The sequence below is a fragment of the Polynucleobacter antarcticus genome (assembly GCF_013307245.1).
In the GTDB taxonomy this organism is placed as follows: Bacteria; Pseudomonadota; Gammaproteobacteria; order Burkholderiales; family Burkholderiaceae; genus Polynucleobacter; species Polynucleobacter antarcticus.
Window position 1 is genome coordinate 1,189,489 of sequence record NZ_CP028941.1, and the last position, 13,617, is coordinate 1,203,105.

Consider the following 13,617-nt stretch of genomic DNA (forward strand, 5'->3'; position numbering starts at 1 on the left):
AGATCAAAAATGTATTTTTACCTCCTCCCTGAAGAAGAGAGGTGTGAAAATACTTAAAAAAATATGCCTAAACGAGCTACCCTTGCAAAAAAATATCGTTAGGAACTTCAAACCAGTCTAAATCAAGGGTAATGGCATTAGAAATTAGCTGAAGACTGAAATTTAGAAACAAAAGTTTTATATTCCGGTAAGCTTTTTATATGGCTATGATTCGGCTGATTGGCGTGACACCCAATGCAAAGACAGACCAAATTTTCAGGTCGGCAGTCATTTTTAAGGGCATTTTTATGGTGAACATGAAGGAAGTTTTTTAATTCTTCACTTAATTCAATACCACATCCAGGCTGTTGGCAACGATATCGAAGCTGACGCTTTAACTCCCTTGATATTTGATCCCAGTTTTCAGGGTAGTCATTAATAGGGGCAGTAGCAGATGTATAGACAGGAACTACGGGATGCAAAGACTTTGGATACTTTTCAAAAAATCGCTTTGGGGAAAATTTAGAAACTATTGCGGACCTAGAATTTTTCGACATTTGATTGAAAAAACCATCCCAAGCTAGATTCTCTAAACAGTTTTGACATACATCTAATTTTGTAATTTTTAAGGGCCCAGTGTTGTAGCGTATATAAAAATTTCCATCCTCGGCTTCGGCTACAACATATTTTTCGAATCTACCTGATGATTTCATCTCAATAAGAGTTCTACAATTTGAAATATGGAACCTCGGTATATGAGTGCGCCCACCATGGTCAGCTACATCACGAATATGTATTAAAACTCGCCTACCGTCAAAAATAAGAGTGCCATCGGGATAAGCCGATATTGAACCGAAATCAACATCTAAACCTTGTACCGGTATTAATACAGGCGGGGGCGGCGGTGGATCGCGTCTTTTAAATTGAGGGGCAGGCAAAACAATAGAAAGCTTATAAAAAGAGAGGGGGGCCTTGATTCTAGATCTCAAGCTATTTAATGAAGCGCTTTCAATAAAGTCAGGAAGTTTCATTTTGCAGCCTACTTTATTGCAATGAGTTGATCGAGTCGATCGGAAGCATTAGTTACGATCCGAAATTCAACGCGTTGGTTGAGCTCAGGCTTAGGATTATTGGGGATAGGCTGGGAAGAAGAAAGTCCATTTGCCGTAATGTGTTTTTGAAACCATATCTCCTCATCTATAAATACTGGCAAAGACATAATAAACCTTAGAGTAGACCTCGTTCTTTCTTGAGATAAGCTCATATTTAAAAAATATGCCTCACTAGAAGAAACATCTTTCCAAGCTTTACTTGTGTGCCCTTCAATTCTAATTTCTTTAATTGCACTCTTAAATTTATCACTACGAATAATTTTTATGTACCGAGGGAAAAAATCTCGTAACATATTTTGAAATTCAGGCCTCAGTTCAGACGATTGAGTTGCAAACTGAACACTTGGATTATTAAATCGAATCGTCATATCTCCAAGTAATTCTGCGTCCCATTGCTTGAAGCTTTCTTTAAATTCATTTTGAAGCGCTAGCTGCATATTGCTTTTTACATCCTTAAATTCGTCAAGAACTAAAGTGGTTGTTTTTTCTAACATACTGAATGTAGACAGCTGTAATGAGCATAAAAACCATCATTAGCCCTGTCATTAAATCAGCTAGGGGTATCCAATGAGCCTGTCTTGATCCCTCCATTTAATTAAACACCTTTCGTCATGTTAACAACATCACGAAGTCTTTCAGTTAAGGGCGTATAGTCCTGAACAAATTTTTCAGATAATGAGGCTAATTGCTGCCCCAAACTGACGAGAGCTTTTTCAAGCTCAGCTTCTAAATTTTTATCAAGAGTTTCAAAATTCTTTTTAAGTAACTCATTTGTATTTGAAATTTGATCGTTTACTTTATTTTGTATCTCGGGGACTGTTTTATTGAGCATTTCCCCAAATGTCTGAATCTGCTTCTTTGTCTCTTCTGTAAGAGAAATAGTTGAAGACTTAAAAGTTTCCGTCAGATCTTCTAGCTTAGAGGTAAAGGACGGCTCAACCGCTTTCATATCAATGAGGACTTTGGCTAAGGACTCCTGAGATTGAGACATGATTTCATATTGCGATTGAAACTGGGTCAGCAAATCACGAAGCTTAACTGCTGACTCAGTATATGCATCTGCATTATTAACAACAATCTTGAATGAATCGGATGACATCTTTAAACTTTCAGCACCATCTCTTTGGACAGCCTGAAGCTTATCCAGCTCTTCCTTATACTGCTGCTGCCAAGTAACAAGTTTTTCAACTGCGTAGTTGAGTTGTTTAAAATTTTCTCCAAATTGTTCTTTGAGTTGAGTATTGAATTCATTTATTACTTTTTCAAGAGCAGCTATTAATGCTTTGGAACCCAATTCACTGACCTTATCAGCAAAATCATCAAGTGATTTACGCAAGCCAATTGCGTGATCATTTTGCTCTTGCCTCATTAATTTTATTTGACTGATTAAGCTAGAGTCATTTTCGCCTGCAATTGTTTTTCTCAATAAACTAATACCTGTTACTACATCATCCAAGCTTGCAGATTGAGGCTCATCACTACTACTCTGAATTGGAGCTGCCCCAAACCTTTGCCGCAGCTTGATTGCTAAGGCGCCAAATACTCCGCATACTGAGGCCCAAAAAGCAGTTTTTACCCCATTGAGTAACTGAGGTACTGAATTTGTAACATCCTTAGGATCAAAGCTTAATAAGGCAAGTGCAATCCCAACAAAGCACCCAAATATTCCCATAGTAGTAAGAATCTCTGGTCCATGAGTAGCCGCAAACCGATCATACTTATAAACTAAAAGATAAAAGGTTGACCCCAAAATAGCTACCATAAAAAATACAGTGACTGGATCCTTAAGGATTTCTACAAATCCAATAGCCATCACCGTCGATGAATAAGTTACTAAAAACAGAATAAAGGGCAGAATCTTCATTAGTATTTAAATTCTTATTAAAAATAGAAGTTCCAATAATAACAAATACATTGAGAAACTCTTATCTTTATACCCAATACTCACTAGCAAATTGTTTTTGAATGGCCCTTCGTCCGCCTCATATTTACGGCCTCAGAATATTAATAGATTGTGTTTGCCAATAAATGAGAATTTAAGAATTAAAGTATCAGCCCATGTATAGTTTTCTAATAAAAGCCTTCAATAGCTCTCATTAAGCTCATCTCTTGAGCCTTTAATGCTCTATAAAAGCTTTTTGCACAGGAGACTTCATGACAGCTCAAGCATCAGAACGCCTCAAACGTGGCGATAAAGAATTGCGGATGTGTACTACCCCACTAGATACTTACTTGCGCCAGTCCAATATTGAGTTCGAATCGTCTAATACTGCTAATTGGCGTGGGTATGTAGGCACCTGGGAAATTAAAGGTGCTGACGGCGTAGAGCGTCTTTACTTGGTGGGGCTTTCTGCTAATAAGTCTTATGAAGAAATTTTAAGCTTATCTGATCTTTTTCCAGATCATCCTAATGGTGTATTTGCTCACTGGTTTACTGGAGAAGTTCGCTGCCCTACTGGCAATCTAATCGACTATGTTCATGGGGGCTATGCCAGCAAGTATGAGTACGACTATTTCTTTGAATTTAAGAAAGGTGTTCTAGTAAATCAAAGGGCTGTTCACAACACGCTAGATGAGGATAAAGGTGCTTAATAACTTCGATCTACGTAACTTCAATCTACTTAGCTTTGATTTAAACAACCTATGGCACTTAGCTGTCCTCTATGCTGGCTTGGGTTTATTGATTGCGCTCACTTTCTTTTTGTTGAGCCTTAAGGATAGGCCGTCTAGATCAGCCAGGCAGCTCATTCAAGCTATCCGCCCTAGAAAGGATCCTTTTTATTATTTAAAGGAGATCCTAGTTCAAGGGGTTGCCATCATGGCGATTGTTGTTGGATGGCCAGCATTCTTGGTATGGGCTGCATTACATAAGCGGAGTGAAGCTAGAGCCAAGATTGAGGCTGATGAGCCCAAATTTGATTGCCAACCTAGTCATTTACTTTATGCAGTAAGTATTAAGGAAGCTGAAGCAGAGAATTTCTATACAGATCCATTAGGAGGAACACCTGCTATTCCTTTTGGTCATCTCAATAAAGCTTGGCATATTTTTCTAGGGCAAAGAATCGATGGTGATCAATTGCGTGCTTATCGTATTCCCAAAGGTAGTCCCTTTGGTCGTCATCTCTGGATGTCTGAAGGGGATGTGAGTGGCTATGCCCTGCTGCGTAATGGCGCTATCGTGGCTGAGTTTGTTTGCGAGGAGTCTTAGAGCTCTTGTTGCTTAGCTTCATTTCTTAACTTTATTCCTACAAGACTTTCAGTAATATCTGATGTAATATGTGTATCATTATTGGTACGCTATTGGGATGAGAACACCCATCCTAAATGTGCACTTTTATGAATCGGAACAAGGTCAAGAACCTGTAAAGCAGTGGTTGAGGCTTCTACCTCAAGGTGACAAGAAGTCAATTGGAGAGGATATCAAAACAGTTCAGTTTGGTTGGCCTCTTGGAATGCCGCTCGTTAGGCATATGGGTGACCGTATTTGGGAAGTGAGAAGCAAAGTGGGTAACGGCATAGCTAGGGTGATGTTTGTACTTGATGGCAATTCCATGATCTTGATACATGGCTTTATCAAGAAGCAACAAAAGACGCCTAAACCGGATTTAGATTTAGCTAAGGAAAGAATTAAAAAGTTAAGGAATCGCTCATGAAGAAAAAACATATCGGCAGTAATTTTGATGACTTTTTAAAGGAAGAATCTCAATTTGAGAATGCTACTGCTGTTGCAGTTAAACGCGTCATTGCTTGGCAGATTGAACAAGAGATGGAAAAGCAAAAACTGACAAAGACACTCATGGCCAAGAAAATGCACACTAGCCGAGCAGCTTTAAATCGACTACTCGATGAAAGTGATACCAGCTTGACTCTAGTAACCCTAGCTAGTGCAGCAGCAGCTCTTGGTAAGAGCATTCAATTTAAGCTAAAGGCAGCCTAAGCCTCCTAAGTGGCTTTTCTTTTCTTACTCATAAAAAATCTGCCCACGTATATCTTTAATGAATACCTGGTAGAAGTCTCTCCACTTTTGCAGCTCTTCTGGTGGGCATACCGCGCCCGGTCTTTGGACCTCTAATAGGCGGACTATGGTGACTAGGTTGTTTTTAAGTACGTAGGCTGATTCATATTCAATATTGCCTTTTTTGTAATTGACGTCCTTGGGGATCTTGGTGACTTTTACATTCTTAGGGAACTGTATTTGATAGGCCTCTCTAACGATTCTGCTGCTGCAGGTATAGGGATTCTCAAACTTTTCTGGGGGTCTACTGTAGGCTATTTTCATCAGCTCACCTGGCGCTAGTCCTACAGGTACAGTTATCGCTCCACGTCCTGGTACATTAGCGATTGCGTCTAAAGCGAACTCCGTACTAGAAGTAAACGGCTTATCAAGGTCATAGACATCACTGGTCTTGATGCTGCCCTCTCCTGTTTGCCTAAATTTAGAGAGTGCGTTTTTTACCATTCCCTCGGAGAGACTGCTATCTACACCCTCATATCGATATCGGGCTTCAATTGCTGCACTGCCTAAATACATAGTATGAGATTTGCCTATGATCTCTCCATTAGGCATCACTCCCATAGTGACGCCTGTGACGATGTAATCGTCTTCTTTTTTAGGTTTTGGCGTATGCCCTATTTTTGCTAATGCAGTCAGTAAGGTGGGCTTATCTAGCTCGTCATCTGGTAGCACTCCAAATGGGGCCATCTCTGCCGTAGAGTCTACATATAGATCCCATTGAGGAATATAGGTAATCACATGATTAAAGGGGCTTATAACGGGGTATTGAGGTAGCGTGTAGGCTTGGCCTGAATTAATTAATGCACTGCTAGCTCTTATACCTTTGGCAGCTAATAGGGAGATAAGTAGCGCATTGTGGTCTTTGCAATCTCCATAGCGGTTTGCAATGATTGAATTGACGTCATGCGGAATGATGCCGCCATCTCCAAGATAAATCGCTACATAGCGAATATTGCGTGTGACCCAGTTATAGATAGCCCTTGCTTGTGCTTTCTGGGTATCTTGAGAGCTTTCTTTTTTAATTCCCTGTGTTATCTCATCTGCTAGCTTTTGCACTTCTGGGGTTACCAGCATTTTTCCTTGTATACGCTCCTCATAGGCTTTTGCAAACTCTATTTGATTGGCAAAACTGGAGATATGAATATAAGGAGCGAAGTCTCCAATCGATACTTGTAATTGCTCTTTTTTCTTAATTTGAAGATTTTGATAGTTGTACCCCACATGACGAGTGCCATCAATCACTTCATCACGTACTTGCTTGACACCCTTGGTTTCGGTATAGAGCTTTAGGCTTTCTGGATAGCTTAAGTTGTACTCATAAGAGAGTGCCTCAAGACTGGGTGAGAAATTGAGTCTCGCAAAAAAGTACCCCGGCATCAGTGGGGTATGGGTTATTAGCTTTGTTTTGTAATACGTTCTAGCGCCCGGGGTCACTTTAGGAAAAATAATGATCTTGTGCTTTTGGTCTGAAAACATCGCAGCGCCCTTGCTATTGTCATCTTCTACTGTTCTGATGGCATTCGCTGCTACAGGAATCTTTTCACCTGCTGGGGTAATGGTGTACGCCTCTAATACCTCTAAGGTAGATAGTGTTGAGTTGTAGGGTAAATCTGCTTGTGATTCTGATTCAACGGCTAATTGAGATTTAACGAGGATTGTCAGCTCATTAATTTCTACGACGGTGCCGTTGGGGTAGATAGTTTCATTAACAACTGCCCTTTCCGTTACAGAAAAAGATGTAAGGGGCTTTGGTTCCTCTTTAACTGCACTTGTTATGCTGGTATTGGTTAGCAATACTAAGCCAACAAAAAAAGTAGCTAGTTTGCTAGCGGGTTGAAGGCAAACTTTCATCTAAATTCCTCATCATTAAACGGTGGATACACAATCTCCCCCATCGCCGTCCCCTTTAAATAAACCGATTGAGTTTTTCGATCAACTTCAAGCCAATCGCATGGCAAGGTTGTACTACCAAAGCCACTTGCAAATACGCAGGCCTCTTTCCAGTATTGTTTATCGTCTTTTTGAGCAAGGCACTCAAAGCCCATCGCCTCCCAATGCTTTAGGATATCTTCCATATCCATACCATTCATTGCGCCGTCTCGAAATAAGTGGTCGTCATACCAAACACGGCCATTAAGCAACTCCTCATGATCCTTTAAGCATTGCTCCCAACCCCCAGGATATTTTTCATGAATTTTTTTAATTGGCACAATAAAATTGAGAAAGTCGGTAGTGATAGCCATAAGATTTTCCTCTAGGGTTAATTAGTAAATACTCTCTAATGCCAACTATCTGCGCACGTAGGATTGAATGAAAGCCTTACGTCTAGCTTGATTACTGACGATCAATACGCCGGCGTCACGATTGAGCACAAAAGCAGACTCATAAAGGACTGATTGATTGGCGATGTAAGGATTGCCCCTAGAGTCTCTCAAACGAAGTTTAGGCAAACCCAAAATCTGAGCGCTATCCACCACTGCAGCAACTGCTAGGGGTCTATTGAGTACAGTGGCGTAATCCCCACTGGGCGATATCTGCAGTGGCATAAGGGCGATGATGATAAGGCTACTTAGCATGGGCTCTTTAATCAATGTAGTGGGTTATTTGATTGTCTTGAGCCATAGGCTCATGAGATGAGCCTAATACTTGAATTCTCATGCTTAGATCAAAGCTACTCCCTGATCGAAAAGAAACGTTTGTTACGGGTAAAGGTTGATGGTGCCACCCTCTTTCAGGAAGGCAGCAGATCGCATCCAGAAAGCCCGCTATGGCGCGCTGTGTAGGGTAAGTGGATAAAACTATTAATTTAGACTAAAACTAGGCCGCCTTAGCCAGCTTTTTATTTTCTGCTCTGATCTTTTGATTTTTTTGCTTCTCTAAAGCGTCTTGTGCAATCATTTTGTATTCACCATCCACAAAACGATTTAAGACCTCACGTATCAATGTTTGATAACCCAGCTCATGTTTGATACCAAGGAGTTTTAATGACTCAATCAAATCTTTGTTAAGTCGAATGGAGATCATTTGCATCCCAAGAGCGTCATCTATCTCTGTGGCAAGCTGAGAGGGCGCTAACACTGCATGCTCTGGGCTTTGTCCTAAGTCACCATTTTCCCAATCCTCGGAAGAATCCACAAATTGGCTCATCAATTTTTTCTTAGTCATATTCATCCTTAATTAATCTAGATCTCTGCTCTGTTTATTTAGCATTTTTGTATATACACAATTCTACCATATTTGGTGGATATATAGTTTTTAAGTAGATAAAGCCCTCCTTAAATACACATACAATCTTCAAAGTCAGATTTTGGTGGTTTTTAGATATAAACCAATAGGTAGGTGGTGTTGTTTTGTTTTTTGCCCTTCTATCCTCTAAATATCGAGCTTCCAGATGATTGTAAAAGCACTCCTCAACATCAACTCGACTTAATTGGTGCTTATCCCAGATATGCTTTAGTACTGCTGGACTTGTAATAAGCTTGTTCATATTTTCTAAAATTTGTATTTACAGTTTACTATTTTAAAGATGTTTAAAACAATACATGAAGTGTGGATATGCTTATAAATAGTGTTGGGGGCTCTGCAGGTAGTCACTTCGGGCTCACTTCCTGAGCCACTGCCCTCCTATCCTGAAATATCTATACAAAGGAGATTGATATGAAACAGCTAGCCACCCTACTTATTTGTCTTGGTCTTTTTGGCAAATATGCTTTAGCACAACAAGCCTTAAATTTTGAGAGCTCGCCTTACAACTTTCAAAATAGCATCAACAACTTTCAAAATAGCCCGAACAACTTCAATAACAGCCCCAATAACTTCAACAATAGTGCGAATAACTTTAACGCTACTAATGGGGTCTATAACAACGAAGGCAATCGCATAGGTTATGAGGTCACTGCACCGTCTGGTGTGACTAATGTCTTTGATAACCAGGGCAATCGAATTGGCTACTCCCCTAGCAAGAGATAGTTGATCGTGGCTAATGAGATAAGTAGTCAGAAAGATGGCGATATGCAGGGTGAAATGCAGATTGATACCGAAGAGTTTTTAGCGGTATTAAAACGGTTAAAGCCTAAGAAGATCACCAAAGCCTCGTTAGCAGAGGATCTGTATATCGCCCTATTTAATGGTGAGGCTATCTTTTGTGTTCGGGGTATACAAACAAAGTGCCTGATTGAAAAAGGTCATTGGGATGGTTACATTACTGTAAATGCGGGGGTGGTTCAGTCTTTCTTGACAGCCAGGCCTAAAGGTCTAGTAGTGACTCTTAAGGTCAAAGGTAATCTGTTTCAGATTGAGAATCTGAAGGTTCCTTGTAAGACGATGCAGTCACCGGAGTGGATTACAGCGATGAGCTTTGAAGCCCATCTGCATGATGATTTACAAAAATCACCCGCTAAGATTGATCGCTACTGCCCCAAGTGCGGAAAAAAGCGTGGAGAATATTTAAAGCTTAAGCTGGCTCAGAAGACCTTAATTGATGACCCGCTGCCCTCAAAGCGCCCGCCGAAGTATCCTAGCACCAGAAAATGCTCAGCTTGTTCTTATGAGTGGCTGGAATGTGATGACTTAGTGGATGAATGAGTAGATGAATGAGTAGATAACTGGGCGGATACCTTGCCCAGCATCAATCTCATCATTTAAGGGTTATTGCTAAATAAGTCTGCTTGGATTGGCTCTGAATCTTCAAATTCATCAAGTAAGTAATCTTTAGGCGGAGTTAATCTTCTCAAATATTTATCAGGAACGGGCCCCACTTTTTTGCTCTCTAAATAACCATCAAAGTCATAGACAAGCCAACCGTTATCAGATGCGATTTCGCATTCCCATGTAAATATAGGTTTTTCAAAGCCTGCCCACTCATTCAAGCCAACAGCTGATGTGACGCGGACAATATTGCCATTGTTCTCTGGCAAATTACAAAATACGGTAATAGCTAAATCACCAATGCTGCAATTGAGCTTACTCATCTGCGTCTCCGATAGTAGAATCTGGTTTTCTCTCGCTGAACAAACATGAGATGCGTAATCAATGTTTCAGCAAAAAATAAGGTAATCCCTGTGAGCAGTTGCATGAATGAGCTAATACTCAAACCATATTGCTCAAAATTAAATAATACCAAAAAATGTAATTATTAGTCCAAGTGCTTTTAACATCACGCTATCCTTTTTATAACTTTTTAAGATTCAACTAGTAGACATTCTTAGTAACATCTGTCTCAGTGCACTACGGCCTCCGCTACTTTAGGCTTTCCCTCAGGATCTTTCTTTTGGCTTGTGACTAAAAATTCTTTTGTTTCAAGGGCTACCTTGAGGTACTCATCTATGGCCACTCTAAAAGCATCATGGGTATCTTCTTGACCAAAGATATAGGTCAGGCTATAGATGAGGTTGTCAGCATCTACACCGTCTACGGTAACAGTATTGCTCTCTTCGTTATCTACTACTCTTAAGCCTCTACAGAACTCAGGCTTTTCACTATCAACCCAACTCATATCGAGTCGATCAATATCAAAGCGCAGGCTTCTAAATAGGTTATTGATGGTAAAACGAGATCCATTGATAAAGGTGTAGTCACGCATGATGCCTCCTAAGTAGATTTGTTAAATTAATTGTAAAAAATAACTGGCTCATATATTGAGCCTCATGGTTTTTGGGTGCTGTGATTTGGCTTTTTGGGAGGTTTAGAGACTAGATCATGACGATAGGAGGCCTTGGTACTCCAAACACTCCCTAACCCTTCATGCAGCTCTGTCATGGTTAAGACTTCGGGATGCAATTTGAATCCCAACCTACAGCAGATATTTAATAACGTCCTAGAGGAATCACGATCAAGTGTTAATACCCACTGAGGCACCTTTCTACGAAAGCGCTCCTCATATTTTTTTCTACTTAAACCCCAAATGTATTCCGGTGGTGGCCTAAACATATTCCACCTCCTGCTCTTTAGCTTCATCCGTTGGTAAGGGCTCATCGTGCGAGGCACTCTGATCCCACTCCAATTCATCTGGCCGAATAGGCCTTAAGTAGCAATCAGGAACTCGTCCGCTAAATGCCTCCTCAATTGAACCATCAGCGTTCTCATAAATAAGAGGTCTTTCTGAAGATGCGACCTCCACTTTCCATAAAAAAGTCTCAGCAGTAAAGGTAGACCATTGTCGATATCCAATACCTCCGATGATTTTGACTACATTGCCAATATTAATCGGCAACTCTGCCTCTACGGTTACCGCGAGATCACCGACCTTGCAAAATAATTGATTCATTTTCTTCTCCTATTTAGCCAGTTCGACAAGGTGTCAGGCCTAGCAATTGGGAATAACTCCGCCCTAATAAATTATTTCTTAATTTCTTGAATATTTAAAAACCTATTCTTTACAGCATGATAAAAAACATAACCCGCATACTCTTTATAGTTACGCCCATCTTGTTTTTGGACATTAAGCCACTCAAGAATAATTTCATCTAATAGGCTTACAGTTTCAGAGCTCGACAGATTTAATTGGTTAGATTTAGCTCGAATAGCATTACTGCCAATCAGCTGCTGTTTGACGCTAATCGAGATCTTGGTTAAAAAATCCCAATTTTCAGGTGTTGTATTGTTCATTACGCCCTCTCCTCTTTAGCCAATTTGACGATCTGTCGGGCCTGGCAATTTGGAATAAATCCGCCCTGAAAACAAAAAAGCCCACCAATGGTGGGCTTGTCGCTTTGATTACCCACTTGGTATGACTTGGGGTCTCATCTTTTTAGCACCTTACTGCGTTAGCAGGTTGCTGTGGCGACAAAGCCATCTCTTGATGTAGATTTGATTATGCAGACTTTTTATTTTGGTCGTCAAGCTATTTATAGTTTTTGTCATTAATTCGTGCTAAAAATACAATATATGCCAAAAGCTCAAAATATGAGCCTATGGCAAGGCAGAATTAAGCAGTTCGAAAAACCGACCAAAGGTAATCATGAGTGACCTAGAGCGACTACACCGCATCAAATACATGATCCAAGCACGTAAATGTGTGCCGATTGATGACTTTCTCTCTGAGCTAGAGATCTCTAAAGCAACCTTTAAACGTGATCTGGAATACCTACGCGATCGTATGAATGCCTCTATCGTTTTTGATCGTGCCGATGGGGGTTATCGCTTTGACAAACCTAATCTTGGTGAGAAGTTTGAATTACCTGGGCTGTGGTTTAACGAAAAGGAAGCCACTGCCCTAGTGCTCATGCAACACATGCTCTCGAACTTAGATCAAGGCGGCTTAATTGGCCCCCACATTGATCCCTTAATGGAAATTATTGATGGGATCATGGGTCAGACTGAAACCTCCGCTAAAGAGCTGCGTAAGCGGATTAAGGTCTTTGGCATGTCTGCCCGCAAGAATTCTTTAGAGAGCTTTGAAGAGATTGGTGTTGGCTTGCTAAAGCGTAACCGCTTAAATATTTCGTATTACTCTAAAGGTAAGGATGAGGCTACTGAGCGCGATGTGTCCCCTCAACGCCTCATCTTCTACCGTGATAACTGGTACCTTGATGCCTTTTGCCATCTGCGTAATGACTTGCGGAGCTTTGCAGTAGACGGGATCAAAAAGGCCACAGTACTTAATACAAAGGCACAAGAAATCGCTGAGAAGACCTTGCAAGAGAATTTTGCCGAGAGCTATGGCATCTTCTCTGGAAAGGCTACCCAAAGAGCCAAGCTCCAATTTACGCCAGAAAAAGCACGGTGGGTCTCTTCAGAAACTTGGCATGGTCAACAAGTCAGTAGCTTTGATAAGGAAGGTAATTACCTTCTAGAGTTTGATTACAACCAAGATCCTGAGTTAGTGATGGAAATTTTAAAGCACGGTAATGGCGTCCAGGTATTAGCTCCAGCCGCTCTTCGAAATAAAGTCATTAGCGAACTTAAGAAAACCATTTCAGTCTATGAGTAATACATCATCTTCACCCTCTCCTTCAGTTGGTAAGCTTGTCAATGCCATTGCATTTGCTGCGGATAAACATAAGTCTCAGCGTAGAAAGGATGCTGAGGCATCACCGTATATCAATCACCCAATTGGCCTTGTAAACGTCTTGGTCAATGAAGGCGGAATTATTAACAATGATGTGCTGTGTGCTGCCGTCCTACATGACACCATTGAAGATACCGAGACTACTGCACAAGAACTCAGTTCGCACTTTGGTGAAAAGATTGCCTCTATCGTGATGGAGGTAACTGATGATAAGAATCTGCCAAAGGCTGAGCGTAAGCTTCAACAAATTGCACATGCAGTGCATAGCTCTCATGAAGCCAAGTTAGTCAAACTTGCAGATAAGATCTGCAACCTTCGGGATATGCTTGCTTCTCCCCCAGCAGGGTGGGATTTAGTTAGAAGAAAAGCCTATTTTGATTGGGCTGATCAAGTCAGCAATGGACTTAAGGGCACCAACTCTAAACTTGAGAATATCTTGAAATCGTTAATTGCACGTAGCTCAGAACTCAAGCAGTAATAGGATCGTTACTTTAAGTAAGAGT

20 protein-coding genes and 1 riboswitch are annotated in these 13,617 nt (G+C 40.7%); of the genes, 9 read left to right on the forward strand and 11 right to left on the reverse strand.

The genetic code is table 11. The annotated features are described in order from the left end of the window. Positions 1–137 precede the first annotated feature (137 nt). From DCO16_RS06215 to DCO16_RS06225, 3 genes are all read right to left on the reverse strand, one after another. Positions 138–1,010, reverse strand: a complete 873-nt coding sequence (locus tag DCO16_RS06215) for an HNH endonuclease signature motif containing protein (RefSeq protein ID WP_173942847.1) — start codon at positions 1,008–1,010, stop codon at positions 138–140. 8 nt (positions 1,011–1,018) lie between these two features. Then, positions 1,019–1,585, reverse strand: coding sequence for an OmpA family protein (locus tag DCO16_RS06220; RefSeq protein WP_254598003.1), 567 nt, complete (start codon positions 1,583–1,585; stop codon positions 1,019–1,021). 101 nt (positions 1,586–1,686) lie between these two features. After that, the gene (locus DCO16_RS06225) at positions 1,687–2,955 is read right to left on the reverse strand and encodes a hypothetical protein (protein ID WP_173942848.1); all 1,269 of its coding nucleotides are present in this window, start codon (positions 2,953–2,955) and stop codon (positions 1,687–1,689) included. A 290-nt stretch (positions 2,956–3,245) separates the two neighbouring features. Between DCO16_RS06225 and DCO16_RS06230 the strand changes: the two genes are divergently transcribed. The 4 genes from DCO16_RS06230 (at position 3,246) to DCO16_RS06245 (ending at position 5,028) form a co-directional block, all read left to right on the forward strand. Continuing rightward, positions 3,246–3,683 (forward strand): hypothetical protein, encoded by a 438-nt coding sequence (locus DCO16_RS06230; protein ID WP_173942849.1) that lies wholly within the window; start codon positions 3,246–3,248, stop codon positions 3,681–3,683. Continuing rightward, complete coding sequence (locus tag DCO16_RS06235) at positions 3,676–4,299, forward strand: hypothetical protein (RefSeq protein WP_173942850.1); 624 nt, start codon at positions 3,676–3,678, stop codon at positions 4,297–4,299. Before DCO16_RS06230 ends, DCO16_RS06235 begins: the two co-directional genes overlap by 8 nt. 97 nt (positions 4,300–4,396) lie before the next feature. Beyond that, positions 4,397–4,744, forward strand: a complete 348-nt coding sequence (locus DCO16_RS06240) for a type II toxin-antitoxin system RelE/ParE family toxin (protein ID WP_173942851.1) — start codon at positions 4,397–4,399, stop codon at positions 4,742–4,744. After that, positions 4,741–5,028 (forward strand): helix-turn-helix domain-containing protein, encoded by a 288-nt coding sequence (locus DCO16_RS06245; RefSeq protein ID WP_173942852.1) that lies wholly within the window; start codon positions 4,741–4,743, stop codon positions 5,026–5,028. Before DCO16_RS06240 ends, DCO16_RS06245 begins: the two co-directional genes overlap by 4 nt. 24 nt (positions 5,029–5,052) lie before the next feature. On the opposite strand, the gene DCO16_RS06250 is transcribed toward DCO16_RS06245, so the two are convergent. Genes DCO16_RS06250 through DCO16_RS06260 form a run of 3 tightly spaced genes read right to left on the reverse strand, consistent with a single transcriptional unit; the run spans position 5,053 to position 7,682 of the window. Next, on the reverse strand, positions 5,053–6,957 hold the full coding sequence (locus DCO16_RS06250) for a DUF3857 domain-containing transglutaminase family protein (RefSeq protein WP_173942853.1): 1,905 nt from the start codon (positions 6,955–6,957) through the stop codon (positions 5,053–5,055). Further along, positions 6,954–7,349: a hypothetical protein gene (locus tag DCO16_RS06255; protein WP_173942854.1), complete on the reverse strand. Its 396-nt coding sequence runs from the start codon at positions 7,347–7,349 to the stop codon at positions 6,954–6,956. Before DCO16_RS06255 ends, DCO16_RS06250 begins: the two co-directional genes overlap by 4 nt. Before the next feature lie 45 nt (positions 7,350–7,394). Beyond that, positions 7,395–7,682: a hypothetical protein gene (locus DCO16_RS06260; RefSeq protein WP_173942855.1), complete on the reverse strand. Its 288-nt coding sequence runs from the start codon at positions 7,680–7,682 to the stop codon at positions 7,395–7,397. Positions 7,683–7,739: 57 nt separating this feature from the next. Between DCO16_RS06260 and DCO16_RS06265 the strand changes: the two genes are divergently transcribed. Continuing rightward, positions 7,740–7,889: a hypothetical protein gene (locus DCO16_RS06265; RefSeq protein WP_173942856.1), complete on the forward strand. Its 150-nt coding sequence runs from the start codon at positions 7,740–7,742 to the stop codon at positions 7,887–7,889. A gap of 34 nt (positions 7,890–7,923) precedes the next feature. On the opposite strand, the gene DCO16_RS06270 is transcribed toward DCO16_RS06265, so the two are convergent. After that, positions 7,924–8,271, reverse strand: coding sequence for a hypothetical protein (locus tag DCO16_RS06270; protein ID WP_173942857.1), 348 nt, complete (start codon positions 8,269–8,271; stop codon positions 7,924–7,926). A 492-nt stretch (positions 8,272–8,763) separates the two neighbouring features. Here DCO16_RS06270 and DCO16_RS06275 point away from each other — a divergent pair, with 492 nt between their 5' ends. Then, positions 8,764–9,075, forward strand: a complete 312-nt coding sequence (locus DCO16_RS06275) for a hypothetical protein (RefSeq protein ID WP_173942858.1) — start codon at positions 8,764–8,766, stop codon at positions 9,073–9,075. Positions 9,076–9,081: 6 nt separating this feature from the next. Beyond that, a complete protein-coding gene (locus DCO16_RS06280; RefSeq protein WP_173942859.1) occupies positions 9,082–9,690 on the forward strand; it encodes a hypothetical protein in 609 nt (202 codons plus the stop codon). 56 nt (positions 9,691–9,746) lie between these two features. Here the strand turns inward: DCO16_RS06280 and DCO16_RS06285 are convergent, their stop codons facing one another. The 4 genes from DCO16_RS06285 to DCO16_RS06300 all read right to left on the reverse strand — a co-directional run bounded on the left by DCO16_RS06285 (position 9,747) and on the right by DCO16_RS06300 (position 11,712). After that, the gene (locus DCO16_RS06285; protein ID WP_173942860.1) at positions 9,747–10,076 is read right to left on the reverse strand and encodes a hypothetical protein; all 330 of its coding nucleotides are present in this window, start codon (positions 10,074–10,076) and stop codon (positions 9,747–9,749) included. Positions 10,077–10,324: 248 nt separating this feature from the next. Next, a complete protein-coding gene (locus DCO16_RS06290; protein ID WP_173942861.1) occupies positions 10,325–10,687 on the reverse strand; it encodes a hypothetical protein in 363 nt (120 codons plus the stop codon). A gap of 339 nt (positions 10,688–11,026) precedes the next feature. Beyond that, complete coding sequence (locus DCO16_RS06295) at positions 11,027–11,371, reverse strand: hypothetical protein (RefSeq protein ID WP_173942862.1); 345 nt, start codon at positions 11,369–11,371, stop codon at positions 11,027–11,029. 71 nt (positions 11,372–11,442) lie between these two features. Further along, positions 11,443–11,712: a hypothetical protein gene (locus DCO16_RS06300; RefSeq protein ID WP_173942863.1), complete on the reverse strand. Its 270-nt coding sequence runs from the start codon at positions 11,710–11,712 to the stop codon at positions 11,443–11,445. Positions 11,713–11,806: 94 nt separating this feature from the next. After that, a riboswitch (SAM-I-IV-variant riboswitch) is annotated at positions 11,807–11,914 on the reverse strand. Positions 11,915–12,064: 150 nt separating this feature from the next. On the opposite strand from DCO16_RS06300, the gene DCO16_RS06305 reads away from it, so the two are divergent. Both DCO16_RS06305 and DCO16_RS06310 read left to right on the forward strand, forming a co-directional pair. Then, positions 12,065–13,036, forward strand: a complete 972-nt coding sequence (locus DCO16_RS06305; RefSeq protein ID WP_173942864.1) for a helix-turn-helix transcriptional regulator — start codon at positions 12,065–12,067, stop codon at positions 13,034–13,036. Beyond that, complete coding sequence (locus DCO16_RS06310) at positions 13,029–13,592, forward strand: HD domain-containing protein (RefSeq protein ID WP_173942865.1); 564 nt, start codon at positions 13,029–13,031, stop codon at positions 13,590–13,592. Before DCO16_RS06305 ends, DCO16_RS06310 begins: the two co-directional genes overlap by 8 nt. The last annotated feature ends 25 nt before the right edge of the window (positions 13,593–13,617 follow it).

Bases quoted from the DNA above. Each gene is read 5' to 3' on its own strand.
- DCO16_RS06225 (WP_173942848.1), bottom strand. From the start codon at position 2,955: ATGAAGATTCTGCCCTTTATTCTGTTTTTAGTAACTTATTCATCGACG.
- DCO16_RS06275 (WP_173942858.1), top strand. From the start codon at position 8,764: ATGAAACAGCTAGCCACCCTACTTATTTGTCTTGGTCTTTTTGGCAAA.
- DCO16_RS06260 (WP_173942855.1), bottom strand. From the start codon at position 7,682: ATGCTAAGTAGCCTTATCATCATCGCCCTTATGCCACTGCAGATATCG.
- DCO16_RS06230 (WP_173942849.1), top strand. From the start codon at position 3,246: ATGACAGCTCAAGCATCAGAACGCCTCAAACGTGGCGATAAAGAATTG.
- DCO16_RS06270 (WP_173942857.1), bottom strand. From the start codon at position 8,271: ATGACTAAGAAAAAATTGATGAGCCAATTTGTGGATTCTTCCGAGGAT.
- DCO16_RS06265 (WP_173942856.1), top strand. From the start codon at position 7,740: ATGAGCCTAATACTTGAATTCTCATGCTTAGATCAAAGCTACTCCCTG.
- DCO16_RS06215 (WP_173942847.1), bottom strand. From the start codon at position 1,010: ATGAAACTTCCTGACTTTATTGAAAGCGCTTCATTAAATAGCTTGAGA.
- DCO16_RS06295 (WP_173942862.1), bottom strand. From the start codon at position 11,371: ATGAATCAATTATTTTGCAAGGTCGGTGATCTCGCGGTAACCGTAGAG.
- DCO16_RS06310 (WP_173942865.1), top strand. From the start codon at position 13,029: ATGAGTAATACATCATCTTCACCCTCTCCTTCAGTTGGTAAGCTTGTC.
- DCO16_RS06305 (WP_173942864.1), top strand. From the start codon at position 12,065: ATGAGTGACCTAGAGCGACTACACCGCATCAAATACATGATCCAAGCA.
- DCO16_RS06290 (WP_173942861.1), bottom strand. From the start codon at position 10,687: ATGCGTGACTACACCTTTATCAATGGATCTCGTTTTACCATCAATAAC.
- DCO16_RS06285 (WP_173942860.1), bottom strand. From the start codon at position 10,076: ATGAGTAAGCTCAATTGCAGCATTGGTGATTTAGCTATTACCGTATTT.
- DCO16_RS06255 (WP_173942854.1), bottom strand. From the start codon at position 7,349: ATGGCTATCACTACCGACTTTCTCAATTTTATTGTGCCAATTAAAAAA.
- DCO16_RS06300 (WP_173942863.1), bottom strand. From the start codon at position 11,712: ATGAACAATACAACACCTGAAAATTGGGATTTTTTAACCAAGATCTCG.
- DCO16_RS06250 (WP_173942853.1), bottom strand. From the start codon at position 6,957: ATGAAAGTTTGCCTTCAACCCGCTAGCAAACTAGCTACTTTTTTTGTT.
- DCO16_RS06240 (WP_173942851.1), top strand. From the start codon at position 4,397: ATGAGAACACCCATCCTAAATGTGCACTTTTATGAATCGGAACAAGGT.
- DCO16_RS06245 (WP_173942852.1), top strand. From the start codon at position 4,741: ATGAAGAAAAAACATATCGGCAGTAATTTTGATGACTTTTTAAAGGAA.
- DCO16_RS06220 (WP_254598003.1), bottom strand. From the start codon at position 1,585: ATGTTAGAAAAAACAACCACTTTAGTTCTTGACGAATTTAAGGATGTA.